Source organism: Streptomyces mutabilis (genome assembly GCF_046628145.1).
In the GTDB taxonomy this organism is placed as follows: Bacteria; Actinomycetota; Actinomycetes; order Streptomycetales; family Streptomycetaceae; genus Streptomyces; species Streptomyces mutabilis.
Map to the genome: position 1 here is coordinate 4851566 of NZ_CP176874.1, position 14006 is coordinate 4865571.

The 14006-nt window shown below is 72.8% G+C and carries 11 protein-coding genes; 9 read left to right on the forward strand and 2 right to left on the reverse strand.

Going from position 1 to position 14006, the window contains the following annotated elements; genetic code table 11:
• Positions 1–19 precede the first annotated feature (19 nt).
• Entirely contained in the window at positions 20–1354 is a 1335-nt protein-coding gene (locus ACLIN4_RS21995) for a polysialyltransferase family glycosyltransferase (protein WP_381938901.1), read from the reverse strand.
• On the reverse strand, positions 1351–2340 hold the full coding sequence (locus tag ACLIN4_RS22000; protein WP_219182728.1) for a glycosyltransferase family 2 protein: 990 nt from the start codon (positions 2338–2340) through the stop codon (positions 1351–1353). Before ACLIN4_RS22000 ends, ACLIN4_RS21995 begins: the two co-directional genes overlap by 4 nt.
• A 198-nt stretch (positions 2341–2538) precedes the next feature.
• Here ACLIN4_RS22000 and ACLIN4_RS22005 point away from each other — a divergent pair, with 198 nt between their 5' ends.
• From ACLIN4_RS22005 to ACLIN4_RS22045, 9 genes are all read left to right on the forward strand, one after another.
• Positions 2539–3888: a DUF6716 putative glycosyltransferase gene (locus ACLIN4_RS22005; RefSeq protein ID WP_289904494.1), complete on the forward strand. Its 1350-nt coding sequence runs from the start codon at positions 2539–2541 to the stop codon at positions 3886–3888.
• Positions 3889–3965: 77 nt separating this feature from the next.
• Positions 3966–5225 carry an N-acylneuraminate cytidylyltransferase gene (locus ACLIN4_RS22010; RefSeq protein WP_289904492.1) on the forward strand — a complete coding sequence of 420 codons (1260 nt, stop codon included), beginning with the start codon at positions 3966–3968 and terminating at the stop codon, positions 5223–5225.
• Positions 5226–5238: 13 nt separating this feature from the next.
• Positions 5239–6177 carry an N-acetylneuraminate synthase family protein gene (locus tag ACLIN4_RS22015; RefSeq protein ID WP_289904489.1) on the forward strand — a complete coding sequence of 313 codons (939 nt, stop codon included), beginning with the start codon at positions 5239–5241 and terminating at the stop codon, positions 6175–6177.
• A 52-nt stretch (positions 6178–6229) separates the two neighbouring features.
• Positions 6230–7297 (forward strand): hypothetical protein, encoded by a 1068-nt coding sequence (locus ACLIN4_RS22020; RefSeq protein WP_100046708.1) that lies wholly within the window; start codon positions 6230–6232, stop codon positions 7295–7297.
• 174 nt (positions 7298–7471) lie between these two features.
• Positions 7472–9190 (forward strand): hypothetical protein, encoded by a 1719-nt coding sequence (locus ACLIN4_RS22025; protein ID WP_411576141.1) that lies wholly within the window; start codon positions 7472–7474, stop codon positions 9188–9190.
• A gap of 43 nt (positions 9191–9233) precedes the next feature.
• Positions 9234–9614, forward strand: coding sequence for a hypothetical protein (locus tag ACLIN4_RS22030; RefSeq protein ID WP_381911768.1), 381 nt, complete (start codon positions 9234–9236; stop codon positions 9612–9614).
• 309 nt (positions 9615–9923) lie between these two features.
• Positions 9924–11159, forward strand: a complete 1236-nt coding sequence (locus ACLIN4_RS22035) for a M20 family metallopeptidase (protein ID WP_100046705.1) — start codon at positions 9924–9926, stop codon at positions 11157–11159.
• A gap of 273 nt (positions 11160–11432) precedes the next feature.
• On the forward strand, positions 11433–12485 hold the full coding sequence (locus tag ACLIN4_RS22040; RefSeq protein ID WP_107478715.1) for a BMP family lipoprotein: 1053 nt from the start codon (positions 11433–11435) through the stop codon (positions 12483–12485).
• A 274-nt stretch (positions 12486–12759) separates the two neighbouring features.
• Positions 12760–13806, forward strand: a complete 1047-nt coding sequence (locus ACLIN4_RS22045; RefSeq protein WP_100046703.1) for a BMP family lipoprotein — start codon at positions 12760–12762, stop codon at positions 13804–13806.
• Positions 13807–14006: the final 200 nt, after the last annotated feature.

Below are 14006 nucleotides of genomic sequence, written 5' to 3' on the forward strand. Positions count from 1 at the left end.
GAGGGTTCACCCGCCGGCCTCACCTCCGGATCGAGCGGCGGATGGCCCGGGCCCGCCGGACCACCCGGCGCGCCGTCGAGTTGTGCGGCAGGAAGCCCAGGCGTGCGGGGATCCCGCCGGGCAGCCCCAGCGACGTCAGCCGCCGCTTCTTGAAGTACCGCCGGGTCCGCGCGTCCAGGTGCTCGCGCAGGTACTCCTCGGCCGCCGGACGCAGCTCGGGCAGCACCTTCGGCTGCATCGCGAACCCGACGGCCCGCACCAGCGCGGCGAGGGCGTCGGCGTCCGTGCCCGGCCGGCCCTCCGCGACGGCGGCGGCGTCGGACAGGTCCGGCAGCAGCGCGTCCACGATCGTCGCGGGCACGCGGTTGCTGTTCTCGTACGGCGTCAGCCGGTCCAGCAGCGTGTCGGTGCCGACCCGGGCGACCGGCAGCCCGTACAGCGCGGACGCGGTGAGCAGCGCGGTGGAGAAGCAGCCGACCACCAGCGCCGGACGCGTCCGCTGGAACAGCACCTCCGCGAGGACGGGCGTGTCCACCACCGTGAGGTCGACGCCGAGCCGGCCGGCCTCCTCCTCCAGGGTGCGGGTGAAGCGGGCCGGTGCCGTGGGGTGCGGCTTGAACACGACGCGGGTGTGCCCGAGGCCGGCGACGCCCGTCAGCATCCGCACGTGCAGCCGCTCCTCCTCCTCGGCGGAGAGGATGCCCAGCGCCGACAGGTACTGGCCGAGCAGGACCGCCGGCCCCTCGACGTCGGGCAGCCCGGCGCCGGTGCCCGCCAGCCCGGCCAGCACCTTCGTGAACGCCGCGGCCGGCACGATCTCCCGCTCCACGCCGAACTCCGACAGCAGCAGCGGCGTGAGCCCCGGCACCAGGTCGAGGTGGAGCAGGCGCTCCACGCGCGTGCCGACCAGCGGGGCCAGCTTGGTGCGGGTGGGCCCGTAGCTCATCAGGCCGTCCGCGTAGACGGTCAGGGGCGCGTCGGTGAAGATCTGCGCCACACCGAGAGCGGGGTGCACCTGGATCGACTCCACGGCCAGCGCCACGTCGTCGTCGCCGAGCCCCCAGGCCAGCCGCAGGTGCCGCTCCCACAGGGGCACGTCCCCCGGCCGGGGCGACCAGTCGCCGGGATGGAAGGGGAAGACGGTCTCGTTCCACGACAGCACGTCGTCGAACCGGCCCCGCAGCTGCTCGAACCCGGGCATCGCGTCCAGGGACGGCGTCGTCTCGGGCGTCGCCGCGTTGTTGGAGACCAGCAGGATCCGCCGGTCGGCCGCGTCGAAGCAGCCGGAGTCCAGGGCCGCGGCGAGCGTGGCGGTGCCGTACAGCGTCGAGGCCAGGAAGATCTGCGTGGTCACGCCGCCGCCTCCGCTTCCCGCCGGGCCGCCCCCGCACGGCGCCGCAGCCGGCGCAGCCGCGTGGCGCGCTCGGCGTCCATCGAGCCGAGCACCTCGTCGAGGGCGTCCTGCGGCATCCGTCCGAGCGCCGCCGCGCTCATCGCCTTCAGTTTCCGGGCCACGGCAGGCTCGAACCTTTCGATGGAACCGAGATGGTGGGAGATGATCGCGCAGTACGTGCGCACCGCCTTCGGCACCAGCCGCGCGGCGTCCGGGTCCCCGGCCGCCCCGGCGAGCACCTCGTCGAAGGCGCGGATGAAGTCGAGCTGGCGGACGTCACCGATCTGGGTGAGCGAGGACGCCACCCCGCGCCGGTAGAAGACGCCGAGCAGCCCGGTCACGGCGAACGACTCCGCCTCCCGGTGCAGCTTCCAGATCCACGGCCGGTCCTCGGCCGTGCGCAGCCCGTCGGTGAACCGCAGCAGGCCGTTCTCGGCCAGCCGGCGGTGGTAGACGCCCGCCCACGCGTAGGCGTAGTCGACGGAGGTCGTCCGGTGCGCGGGCAGGATCGCGTCGCGGGGCCGCAGCGCCACGTTGCGGCGGCCGTGCGGCACCCGGTGCAGGGTGCGGGCCCGGCCCGTGCACTGCACGTGGTCGGTGCGCACGAAGTCGACGCCCAGCCGCTCGATCGCGGCCACCAGCCGGGCGCAGTGGCCCGGCGCCAGCCAGTCGTCGCCGTCCAGGAAGGTGACGTACTCGCCGCGCGCCCGGTCGATGCCGGTGTTGCGGGCGGTGGCCAGCCCGCCGTTCTTCTCGTGTATGACCAGCACCGCCCCCGGCAGCTCGCGCTCGGCGCGGGCGAGGAGGTCCACGGTCCCGTCGGTGGAACAGTCGTCGACGAGAATGAACTCGAAGTCGTCCCGCGCGTTGGCGAGCAGACTCCGCAGGGTGTCTGGTGCGTATTGCCGCACGTTGTAGAACGGCACGATGACGGAGAGCTTGGGCACGTCGGCGAGGTTATGCGGCGGCCCGTCATTCGGCTTTACCCGCACCTTGATATGAGGTGAACGCGGCGTGGCGAAGCAGTGAAGCGAACATTTTTCCGGACACCGGACGAGCCGATTCTCCATTCGGCGATGTGCTGTTCACCATTTGTTGGATTCCGGTTGGGCGGTTCCTAGAAATGGCTTCCTAGCGTCTACGACGTGCCAGCAAGTGCAACGAAGGCCCTGCGAGTCGCCGTCCTGGCGGACTCCGACACCCGGTGGAAATGGGGCGCGCTCACCGCGAGCCGCATCGCCCCCGAATCCCCCGGGAGCACGGACGTCCACCTCGACGGCTACCTCCTGCGCGGCCGAGCCACCCCCACCCCCCGCCAGCTCAGGGAAGTCGGCGTCACCGCGGACACGCTCCGCGAGGTGACCGCCGTCGAGTTCCTGCGCGCGATGGGCGACGCGACGGGCGAGGAGAGCTACGACGTCCTCGTCCTCGCCCTGGTCGGCGGCGGCGTCCAGGCCATGCTGCACGGCCTGGGACGCGTCTGGCAGGACCGCGCCGACCGGCCCGTGGTCGTCACCGGCTACGTCGGCGTCGTCTACGAGAAGCTCGCCGACGGCCTGCTGCTGCGCCACGGCGCCGACGTCGTCCTCGCCAACTCCCGCCAGGACGCGGAGCGTTTCCGGGCGGTGTACGAGGGGGTCGGCGCCGACGCCTCGGCGGTGACCGAGGTCGCCCTGCCCTTCCTGGGCGGAGCCGCCTACACCGGTGAGCCCGGCCGGGACGACCGCCCGTACACGGTGGTCTTCGCCGCCCAGCCCTCGGTGCCGGACAACCGCGGGGACCGCGTGTACCTCCTCGAACGACTGATCCGGCACGCCCGCCGCCACCCCGAGCGGGAAGTCGTGCTCAAGCTGCGCTCCAAGCCCGGCGAGCACACCACGCACATCGAGGAACTGCCGTACCAGAAGCTGGTGCAGCGGGCCGACCCGCCGCCCAACTTCCGCCTGGTGTACGGGCACATGGGCGAGGTCCTCGACCGCACCGACCTGCTGGTCACCATCAGCTCCACGGCGGCGCTGGAGTCCCTGCACCGCCGTATCCCCACGGCCGTACTGACCGACCTCGGGGTCCGCGAGACGCTCGGCAACCACCACTTCGTCGGCTCCGGCTGCCTCGCCTCCTGGGACCAGCTCGACGAGGGCCACCGCCCGGTGCCCGACGCCGAGTGGGTCGCCCGGCAGGGCGTGGCGGCCGAGGGCGGCGCCTACGAGAGCGCCTTCGACCGGGCCAGGGAGCGCATCGCCGCCCTGCGCGGCCGGCCCGGCGGCCTGCCTCCGATCGCCCCGTACTACACCACCGTCACCGCCCCCCGGTACCTCCCCGGCATCCTCGCCCGCCACCACCTCGCCCCCGACGGCGCCCCGCTGCCGGGCGCCCCCGCCGCCGACAAGGCACCCGGCCCGGTCCGCCAGGTCGTCCGCCGGGCCGCCCGCGGCGCCTACCGCCACGGCGTCCAGCGCGTCGCCCCGGTGATCCGGCGGATGGGGGAGCTGTGAGCGGGCCGATACCCGGGACCCCCGCGGTTCCCCGGACATCCGCGTCACCGGCGTCACCTGCGCAAGGAGCAGACCCCATGTCCAACCCGGAAGCGGGCCGGGGCGCCTCGGTGCGCCGAGTGCTCGCGGTGATCCCCGCGCGCGGCGGCTCCAAGGGCGTGCCCGCGAAGAACCTCGCCCCCGTCGGCGGCGTCCCCCTGGTGGCCCGCGCGGTGCGCGAGTGCCTGGCCACCCGGCTGGTGACGGACGTCGTGGTCTCCACCGACGACCAGGCCATCGCCGCCGTGGCCCGCGAGGCCGGCGCCGAGGTCGTGCTGCGGCCCGCCGCCATCGCCGGTGACACGGCCACCTCCGAGGCCGCCGTCCTGCACGCCATGGACGCGCACGAGGCCCTGCACGGCGCCGCCGTCGACGTGGTGCTGCTCGTGCAGTGCACCAGCCCCTTCATCGTCCGCGAGGACATCGACGGGGTGGCCGGCGCGGTCGCCGAGAACGGCGCGGACACCGCGGTGACCGTGGCCCCGTTCCACGGCTTCGTGTGGCGCGACGGCGCCGACGAGGACGGCCCGGAGGAGGGCGGCTACGGCGTCAACCACGACAAGTCCTACCGCCCCCGCCGCCAGGACCGCCCCCAGGACCTGCTGGAGACCGGCGCCGCCTACGCGATGGCCGCACCCGGCTTCCGCGAGCACCGGCACCGCTTCTTCGGCCGCACCGAGCTGGTCCGCACCGACCCGGCCCGCGTCCTGGAGATCGACGACCCGCACGACCTGGCCCGCGCCCGTGCCCTGGCACCGCACTTCGACGCGGCCCGGCCCGGCGCCCTCCCGACCGCCGCCGACATCGACGCGGTCGTCCTCGACTTCGACGGCACCCAGACCGACGACCGGGTGCTGATCGACTCCGACGGACGGGAGTTCGTCTCCGTCCACCGCGGCGACGGGCTCGGCATCGCCGCCCTGCGCCGCAGCGGCCTGACGATGCTCATCCTGTCCACGGAACAGAACCCGGTCGTCGCCGCCCGCGCACGCAAGCTCAAGCTCCCCGTGCTGCACGGCATCGACCGCAAGGACCTCGCCCTCAAGCAGTGGTGCGAGGAGCAGGGCATCGCGCCCGAACGCGTGCTCTACGTCGGCAACGACGTCAACGACCTCCCGTGCTTCGCCCTCGTCGGCTGGCCCGTGGCGGTCGCGAGCGCCCACGACGCCGTACGCGGCGCCGCCCGTGCGGTCACCACCGTCCCCGGCGGTGACGGCGCGATCCGGGAGATCGCGAGCTGGATCCTCGGCCCCTCACTCGACTCCCTCGAATCCCCCACGATCACCCAGTCCAAGTAAGGAACCCCCTGTCATGAGCACCAACTCCCGCATCCGCACCTTCGGTACCCGCGAGGCCGGCCCCGGCCGCCCCGTGTACATCACCGGCGAGATCGGCATCAACCACAACGGTGAGCTGGAGAACGCGTTCAAGCTGATCGACGCCGCCGCCGAGGCCGGCTGCGACGCGGTCAAGTTCCAGAAGCGCACCCCGGAGATCTGCACCCCGCGTGACCAGTGGGACATCGAGCGCGACACGCCCTGGGGCCGGATGACGTACATCGACTACCGCCACCGCGTGGAGTTCGGCGAGGACGAGTACCGCCAGATCGACGAGTACTGCAAGTCGAAGAACATCGACTGGTTCGCCTCCCCGTGGGACACCGAAGCCGTCGCCTTCCTGGAGAAGTTCGACGTCCCCGCCCACAAGGTCGCCTCCGCCTCCCTGACCGACGACGAGCTGCTGCGCGCCCTGCGCGCCACGGGCCGGACGATCATCCTCTCCACCGGCATGTCGACGCCGAAGCAGATCCGCCACGCGGTCGAGGTCCTGGGCAGCGACAACATCCTCATGTGCCACGCCACGTCGACGTACCCGGCGCAGGCCGAGGAGCTGAACCTCCGCGTCATCAACACCCTCCAGCAGGAGTACCCGAACGTCCCGATCGGCTACTCCGGCCACGAGACCGGCCTGCAGACCACCCTCGCCGCCGTCGCCCTCGGCGCCACCTTCGTCGAGCGCCACATCACCCTCGACCGCGCCATGTGGGGCTCCGACCAGGCCGCCTCCGTCGAGCCGCAGGGCCTGACCCGCCTGGTGCGCGACATCCGCACCATCGAGGCCTCCCTCGGCGACGGCGTCAAGAAGGTCTACGAGTCCGAGCTGGGCCCGATGAAGAAGCTCCGCCGCGTCACCGGCGTCGTCGCCGAGGCGGAGATCGCCGCCGCCGCGGGCGAGCCCGTCACCGTCTGACACCCGGCCCGACACCCCCACCAGGCCCTCACCACGGGACGGTCCCACACCGATGAGCCCCCGCGCCGGGAACGCCGGCCCCCGCACTCTCGCCTTCGTCGAGAGCCCGGTACAACTGCTGAACGTGCTGGAGTGGGCGCACACCCGCGCACCCGGCGCGGAGCTCACCCTCGTGGTCCTGTCCCCGGTCGATCCGATGACCCGGGGCCAGCTCCGCCGCATGGCGGAACTGGCCCGGCGGGAAGGGCACGAGATCCGCTGGGAGGAGGCGCGCGGCGGCGCCACGGCCCCCTTCCGCACGGTGGGCGGCCTGGCCGGCGCCCTGCGCCAGGCCGAACGGATCGTCATGGGCGACCCGTTCTCCCGCTACGTACAACTGCTCCTGACCATCACCCGCGCCCACGACCTCGTCGTCGTCGACGACGGCACGGCCACGATGGAGTTCGTCACCCAACTGGCCCACGGCGAGCGCCTGGTCCGCTGGCACCGCAAGGGCAGCCGCCCCGGCCCGCGCGACCTCCTCTTCGCCCCCGTCTCCCGCTCCGCCCGGCACCGCCTGACCCCGAACCAGGACCGCCAGGTCTCGGTCTTCTCCTCCATGCCGATCGAGGACACCCCGGACGGCGTCACCGTCACCGCCAACGACTTCGCCTGGACCCGCGCCCGCTTCGGCCCGCCCCGCATCACCAAGGGCGCCGACATGGTCGGCACCTCGCTGGTGGAGACCGGCGTGGTCGACGCCGACCGCTACCTGGAGGCCGTACGCGGCCTGGCGAGGACCCACGGCGCGGCCCGCTACTTCGCCCACCGCCGCGAGAGCACCGAGAAGCTGCACCGGCTGGCGGTGGAAACGGGCCTGGAGATCGTCCGTCCCGACCTCCCCCTGGAACTGATCGCCCGCCGCGGCCCGATCGGCCGCACCATCCTCAGCTTCCCGTCCACGGTCGTCCACACCCTCCCCCTCGCCCTGGCCGGCACCGAGGTCCGCGTCTCCGTCTGCGACATCGACCCCGCCTGGCTCACCCAGCACGCCTCACCGCGCGCCCGGGGCTTCCTGAACGGCGTGACCGGCTCGGCCCGGGACGTCCACCGGCTGTCGGCGGTGGCGGGCGCCGGGTAGCTCCCCGTACCGACGGCGGGTCACAACGCACCGGGCGCGCCCGAGGGACGGCGCGCGGGCCCCGGGCCCGCGCCCCCGGTGGCCATCCACCGGGCTCCCCAGGCCCGCACCCAGCGGTCGTAGCTCCTCGTTGTCCGGGACACACCTCGTCCCGACACGCAGCACGGGGGCCACATGGAGCACCGACCCGCCACCACGGACCGCACACCGACCGTTCCCGCGCCCAGACCGCCCGGCCCGGCGCCGGACCTGTGGAACACTCCCACCCGGCACATGTGCGCGGGCACCTGGGTCGACGAGTCCTTCGCCCGCGCCGTCGTCCGGGAACTGGAGCAGGAGCGGCACCGCGCCCACGCCCCTTCCCACGGCGTCGACCAGCGGCTGCTGCTCGACCACGCCCGTCGCGCCCTCGCCGCCGTGCACACCCGCGACCTGGTGGTCTCCGCCGCCTGGCTGGCCGGTCTGCTCTGCGTGCCGGCCGCAGCCGTCGCCCGCGTCCTCCTCTCCAAGATCTCCGCCGGCACGCGCGGCGGCGTCCGGCGGCTGCCCGGCATGCACGACCTGCGCCGGGACAAGGACGGTGCGCCGCGGGTCGAGGACGCGACCGGCGGTCTCGCCACCGCCGGCCTCTTCAGCGCCGTGGGCACCGCACTGTGCGCGTACGCCCAGACCCAGGTGGGCCCGTGGGGCCCCGCCGGCTTCTGGCCGGCGCTGCTGTGCACCGCGGTCCTGCTGACGGGTGTGCCGTGGTGGGCGGCCTGGCGGCAGCAGAAGGAGGTGTGGGACACCGCGTCCCGCGAACTCGTGCCCGGCGCACCGGCGCCCGCCCCGCCCCGGGACACCGCGGCCGTTCCCCACGACGACGACAATCTCGTCATCCACAGCGGCTACCGGCCCTTCACGGGTTCCGGCACCGAGCTCACCTCCTGGTCCCTCGACCTGCGGCTGCGGCCCGCCCCCGGCGCCGCGCCGTCCGCCCCCCTCACCACGGACGAGCTCGTCGTCGCCCTGCGCGACGGCCTGGCCGGCCTCGGCAGCGAACCGCGGGGCGTCGCCGGTCTCCTGGTCGAGGAACGGCTGTACGTCGACGGAACCGAACTCGACGGGCCCGAACCCTTCTCACGTTCCGTCTTCTGGCCGGAGGACGGCGCGGGCACCCGCCTGACGTCCCGACCGGCCCGGCACGCGAAGGCCCCGGTCGTGGAAGCCGCGCGGGGACGCGTCGACGGCCCCGTACGGCACTGCGTGTGCGCCCAGGTGCGGATGTGGGACGCCGAGATCGTGCTCACCGTGCACGTACAGGCCGTCGTCGTCTCCGGGACCCTCCACCTCAACAGCGCCGCGTCGGTCCTCACCCCGGTCCGCGGCGCCTACCAGGAGGTGGACCGCCTCACCGAACGGCACCACGGCGACGACACCCCGCGGATCGCCGCCGCCGCGCTCTCCGCGATGCACGAAAGCCTCGGCGGCCCCGTCGCCCGACCGCTGGGCCGCCTTCTCGCCGCCCGCGCGGAGGGCCGCCGCGAGGAACACCTTCAGGACGTCATCGCCCACGACCGGCGGTACGACTTCGGCGCGCGCACCGGCCTGCGCGAGCACGCCGACTCGGGGGAGTACACGAACTACTTCCAGCGCATCGACGTCCAGCGCGCCGCCCGCCGCATCGAGCTGCGGCTCCTCGCCGACCTCGGCGAACTGCTCGCGGAACACGGCCTCGACACCTCAGAACTGGAGGAGCGCCGGAGCGTCATCCTCAACAACGGCGTCATCATGACGGGCGGCACCATGCACGGTGCCGTCGCGGCAGGCCCCGGCGCCCAGGCCGCCACCGGCCCCGGTGCGCAGACCGGCGCCGCCTCCCGCGTCCGTCAGGGCGCCGCCACCACGCCCTGATCCCCCTCACCACGCACACACCGCACCGCAGAGGAGTCTCACCGTGAGCGAACCCGGCGGCATCAACCACGGCATCGTCATCGGCGGCAACGCCGGCGTCTCCGGTTCCGCCCTGGCCGCCGGCGCGGGCGCCCGCGCGGCCCACGGAGGCGGGACCGAGCAGGACGTGGGCGCCCTGGTCACGCGGCTCCGCGCCCTCCTCGCCGAGGCGGGCCCGGCGGACGGCGTCACACCGGCCCAGCGGCAGACCGCCGAGGAAGCCCTCGCCGTGATCGAGGGCGAACTGTCGGCCGGTCTCCCGGCCACCGGCCGGCCCGCCCTCACCGACCGCGTGCGCGAACTCGCCCTGTGCCTCGCCGGCACCGGCGCGCTCGCCCAGGCCGCCGACCAACTCGTCACCGCCGTGCGCGCCCTCCTGGGCTGAGGAGCAGGAGGGCCGAGGCGCCGGACGGCCCGCCGGCACCGGCGGGCCGCCCGGCCGGTGAACGCGGACGCGTGGGCCGGGCCGGGCGTGGTACGCGCTAAGACAGGACGGGTGCCGGGGAGCGGGCCGTGTCGTCGACTCCGGTGGATCTCATGATCGGCTCGGTCGGAAGGCGGGCGAGTTTACCCAAACGAGTCGAGAGCTATGCGTAGGACGGCCGGAGTTTCTTCCCCTAACGGGCTGAATTTTTGTTGATCGTGGGCCATGCGACAGGCCGGGCGTCCTACCCTTCAGAGGGTGAAGCAACTGATGTCCCCAGAGTCCGAGGCCGACCTTCCCGGGGAAGCCGTGCTTCCCGGCGCGCTGCCCGAGGGGCTGCGCGCGGAGCTCGTGGCCTTCCGCCGCGACCTGCACATGCACCCCGAGCTGGGCAACCAGGAGTTCCGCACCACCGCCGCGATCAAGGAACGGCTCGAGCGGGCCGGCCTCAAGCCGCGCGTGCTTCCCATCGGAACCGGGCTCGTCTGCGACATCGGCACCAACACCGACTCGGGGCAGTGGGCCGGCGGCCCCCGCATGCTCGCCCTGCGGGCCGACATCGACGCCCTGCCCATCCCGGACACCAAGAGCGAGTGCGAGTACCGCTCGCGCGTGCCCGACCGCGCCCACGCCTGCGGCCACGACGTCCACACCACCGTCGTCCTCGGCACCGGGCTGGTGCTCGCCGAGCTGCACGAGCAGGGCCTGCTGCCCCGGCCCGTGCGGCTGCTCTTCCAGCCGGCGGAGGAGGTGCTGCCCGGTGGTGCCGCCGACGCCATCGAGGGCGGCGCGCTCGACGGGGTGCGCCGCATCCTCGCGGTGCACTGCGACCCCCGGGTGGACGCAGGGCGGATCGGGCTCAGGGTCGGCCCCATCACCTCCGCCTGCGACCGGCTGGAGATCGCCCTCAACGGCCCCGGCGGCCACACCGCCCGCCCGCACCTCACCACCGACCTGGTCACCGCCGCCGCGCGCGTCGTCACCGACGTGCCCCCGCTCGTCGCCCGGCGCGTCGACAGCCGCAGCGGACTCGCGCTGACCTGGGGACGGATCGAGTCCGGCCACGCCCCGAACGTCATCCCGCAGCACGCCGAACTCGCCGGGACCGTGCGCTGCCTCGACCTCGACGCCTGGCGGCAGGCCCCCGACCTGGTGGTCGGCGCCATCGACGAGATCGCCAACCTCTACCGGGCCAAGTCCGAGATCACCTACGTCCGCGGCGTGCCCCCCGTCGTCAACGAGGTCACCAGCACCGAACTGCTCCAGGCCGCCATGGTCGCCCGGCGCGGCACGGACTCCGTCGAGTCCACCGAGCAGAGCCTCGGCGGCGAGGACTTCTCCTGGTACCTGGAGCACGTGCCCGGCGCCATGGCCCGCCTCGGCGTCCGCCCGCCCGGCGAGCGCGTGATCCGCGACCTGCACCAGGGCGACTTCGACGTGGACGAGCACGCCATCACCGTCGGCGTCGAGATGTTCACCGCCGCCGCGCTGATCGACGCGGTCTAGCCGTCGGCCCGGCCCGCCGCCCGCCGTCCCCGCCCGCCGGCTTGCGGCCCCGGCGGGCCGGGAGCAGCCTGATGCACAAGCGCACGAGGTCGCGCGGCATGCCCGCACACACCGTTCGCTCCCGTTCGTTCCGGTCGTTCACAGGGCCGTAACCGGCCAGCGGCACGAATGGATAACGGCGCTGCGGAACCCCGTTCCCAGGAGTTTCTACGCGCGTTAATGTGCGCCGAACCGAGCACCCGCTGCGGGGCTTTGGAGAATGGGGAACTTCAGATGCGTCGGATATCGAGACTGACCCGCGCCGCGGTGGGGGTCGCGTCGCTCGCACTCGCCGCCACGGCCTGCGGCGGCACCAGCGGCGAAAGCAACAGCGGTGACGAGGGCGGCAAGGACGACAAGGGCCTCGCCATCGCCTACGACATCGGCGGCGAGGGCGACCAGTCCTTCAACGACGCCGCCCACGCGGGCCTCGAGAAGGCGGAGAAGGAGTTCGGCTACAAGACGGCCGCCATCGAGCCCACCGAGGGCGAGACCGACGCCGACAAGGAGCAGCGCCTCGCCTCGCTCGCCAAGCAGGGCTACAACCCGGTCATCGGCGTCGGCTTCGCCTACGGACCGGCGATGAAGGCCATCGCCGAGAAGTACCCGGACACCACCTTCGGCATCGTGGACTCGGTGGTCGAGGGCAAGAACGTCGCGTCCCTCGTCTTCGCCGAGAACGAGGCCTCCTACCTGGCCGGCGTCGCGGCGGCCAAGGCCACCAAGACCAACGTCGTCGGTTTCGTCGGCGGTGTCGACGTCCCGCTGATCCACAAGTTCGAGGCCGGCTACGAGCAGGGCGTCAAGGACACCAAGCCCGAGGTCAAGGTCGTCTCGCAGTACCTGACGCAGACCGCGGAGGAGGGCGGCTTCTCCAGCCCCGACAAGGGCCGCGCCGCCGCCGAGGGGCAGATCGAGAAGAAGGCCGACGTCGTGTACCAGGCGGCCGGCCTGTCCGGGCAGGGCGTGATCGAGGCCGCCGCGAAGGCGAAGGTCTGGGCGATCGGCGTCGACTCCGACCAGTACGAGCAGGAAGCCCTGGCGGCGTACAAGGACTACATCCTGACCTCCGCCCTCAAGGACATCGACGGCGCCGTGTTCGCCCTGGCCAAGTCGGTCGAGGACGGCAAACCGCTGACCGGCGTCCAGACCTTCGACCTGAAGTCCGACGGTGTGGGCCTGTCCGACGCCAACCCGAAGTACGCCGAGGTCCCGGGCCTGACGGAAGCCGTCGCCAAGGCCAAGGACGGCATCATCTCCGGCTCCATCAAGGTGAAGACCGAGTAGTCCCGCAGGCCCGTACAGAACCGGATGAAGCGGGCGGGTGCCGGGAGGCGCCCGCCCGCTTCGGCATGCCCGCGACGGCCGCCCCGGCGTCACCCTCCGCCACCCCCCGTTTGCGTCCGGCAAGCCCCGTACCTCCGCCCGCACCGCCTTGCTCACGGGCGGATAACAAGAAGGACAGAAGGGGTTTTCAGGCAGGTCTACGCGCGTTAATCTGCGGCGAAGCCAGCGCCGTGCCCGAACCGTCCCCGGCGCTTGTACGACAGGAGCACCAGACATGCGCCGGATTTCCCGGATCACGGTCGCAGGCGCAGCGACCGCCTCCCTGGCCCTCGCCCTCTCCGCCTGCGGCGGCACCTCGACCTCCTCCGGGTCGGAGTCCAAGGGCGACAAGGGTCTCGCCATCGCCTACGACGTCGGCGGCAAGGGCGACCAGTCCTTCAACGACGCCGCGTATGCGGGCCTGGAGCAGGCGAAGAAGGAGTTCGGCTACGAGACCGCCGACGTCGAGCCCACCGACGGCGAGACCGACGCCGACAAGGAGCAGCGCCTGGTCTCGCTGGCCAAGCAGGGCTACAACCCGGTCGTCGGCGTCGGCTACGCGTACGCCGCCGCGCTGAAGAGCGCCGCCGAGAAGTACCCGGACACCACCTTCGGCATCGTGGACGACGCCACGATCGAGGCGAAGAACGTGGCCGACCTCGTCTTCAACGAGGAGCAGGCCTCCTACCTCGCCGGTGTCGCCGCCGCCAAGAGCACCAAGACCAACACGGTCGGCTTCGTGGGCGGCGTGGACATCCCGCTGATCCACAAGTTCCAGGCCGGCTACGAGCAGGGCGTCAAGGACACCAACCCCAAGGTCAAGGTCGTCTCGCAGTACCTGACGCAGACCGCGGAGGAGGGCGGCTTCTCCAGCCCCGACAAGGGCAAGACCGCCGCCGAGGGCCAGATCGAGAAGAAGGCCGACGTCGTCTACGCGGCCGCCGGTCTCTCCGGTCAGGGCGTCATCGAGGCCGCCGCCGCCAACAAGGTGTGGGCGATCGGCGTCGACTCCGACCAGTACAAGCAGGAAGCCCTCGCGAAGTACAAGGACTGGATCCTGACTTCGGCCACGAAGGACGTCGCGAAGGCCGTGTACAACCTCGCGAAGTCGGTCGAGGACGGCAAGCCCGAGACCGGTATCGTTCGGGGCGATCTGAAGTCCGGCGAGGTCGGCCTCTCGAACTCCAACCCGAAGTTCGCGGACAACGCCGAACTCCAGGCAGCCATCGAGACGGCCAAGGAGAAGATCGTCAGCGGCGAGATCAAGGTCAAGAGCAGCTGAGCAGCAACACCTCGAACAGCGTGTAACCGCGGTGGTCGCACCGCTCGACGGGGTACGGGGAGGAACCTCCGGGTCCCCTCCTCGTACCCCGTCGTGTCGATGTGCCGCCGCCGCTTTTAGATGCCGTAGGGGCGCTACGCGCGTAGACGGCCCCCGTCCCCATGGAGAGTGCGCCATCAACGCGTCCAGCAGCCCTCCGG

Bases quoted from the DNA above. Each gene is read 5' to 3' on its own strand.
- ACLIN4_RS22010 (WP_289904492.1), top strand. From the start codon at position 3,966: ATGTCCAACCCGGAAGCGGGCCGGGGCGCCTCGGTGCGCCGAGTGCTC.
- ACLIN4_RS22015 (WP_289904489.1), top strand. From the start codon at position 5,239: ATGAGCACCAACTCCCGCATCCGCACCTTCGGTACCCGCGAGGCCGGC.
- ACLIN4_RS22020 (WP_100046708.1), top strand. From the start codon at position 6,230: ATGAGCCCCCGCGCCGGGAACGCCGGCCCCCGCACTCTCGCCTTCGTC.
- ACLIN4_RS22025 (WP_411576141.1), top strand. From the start codon at position 7,472: ATGGAGCACCGACCCGCCACCACGGACCGCACACCGACCGTTCCCGCG.
- ACLIN4_RS22035 (WP_100046705.1), top strand. From the start codon at position 9,924: ATGTCCCCAGAGTCCGAGGCCGACCTTCCCGGGGAAGCCGTGCTTCCC.
- ACLIN4_RS22040 (WP_107478715.1), top strand. From the start codon at position 11,433: ATGCGTCGGATATCGAGACTGACCCGCGCCGCGGTGGGGGTCGCGTCG.
- ACLIN4_RS22045 (WP_100046703.1), top strand. From the start codon at position 12,760: ATGCGCCGGATTTCCCGGATCACGGTCGCAGGCGCAGCGACCGCCTCC.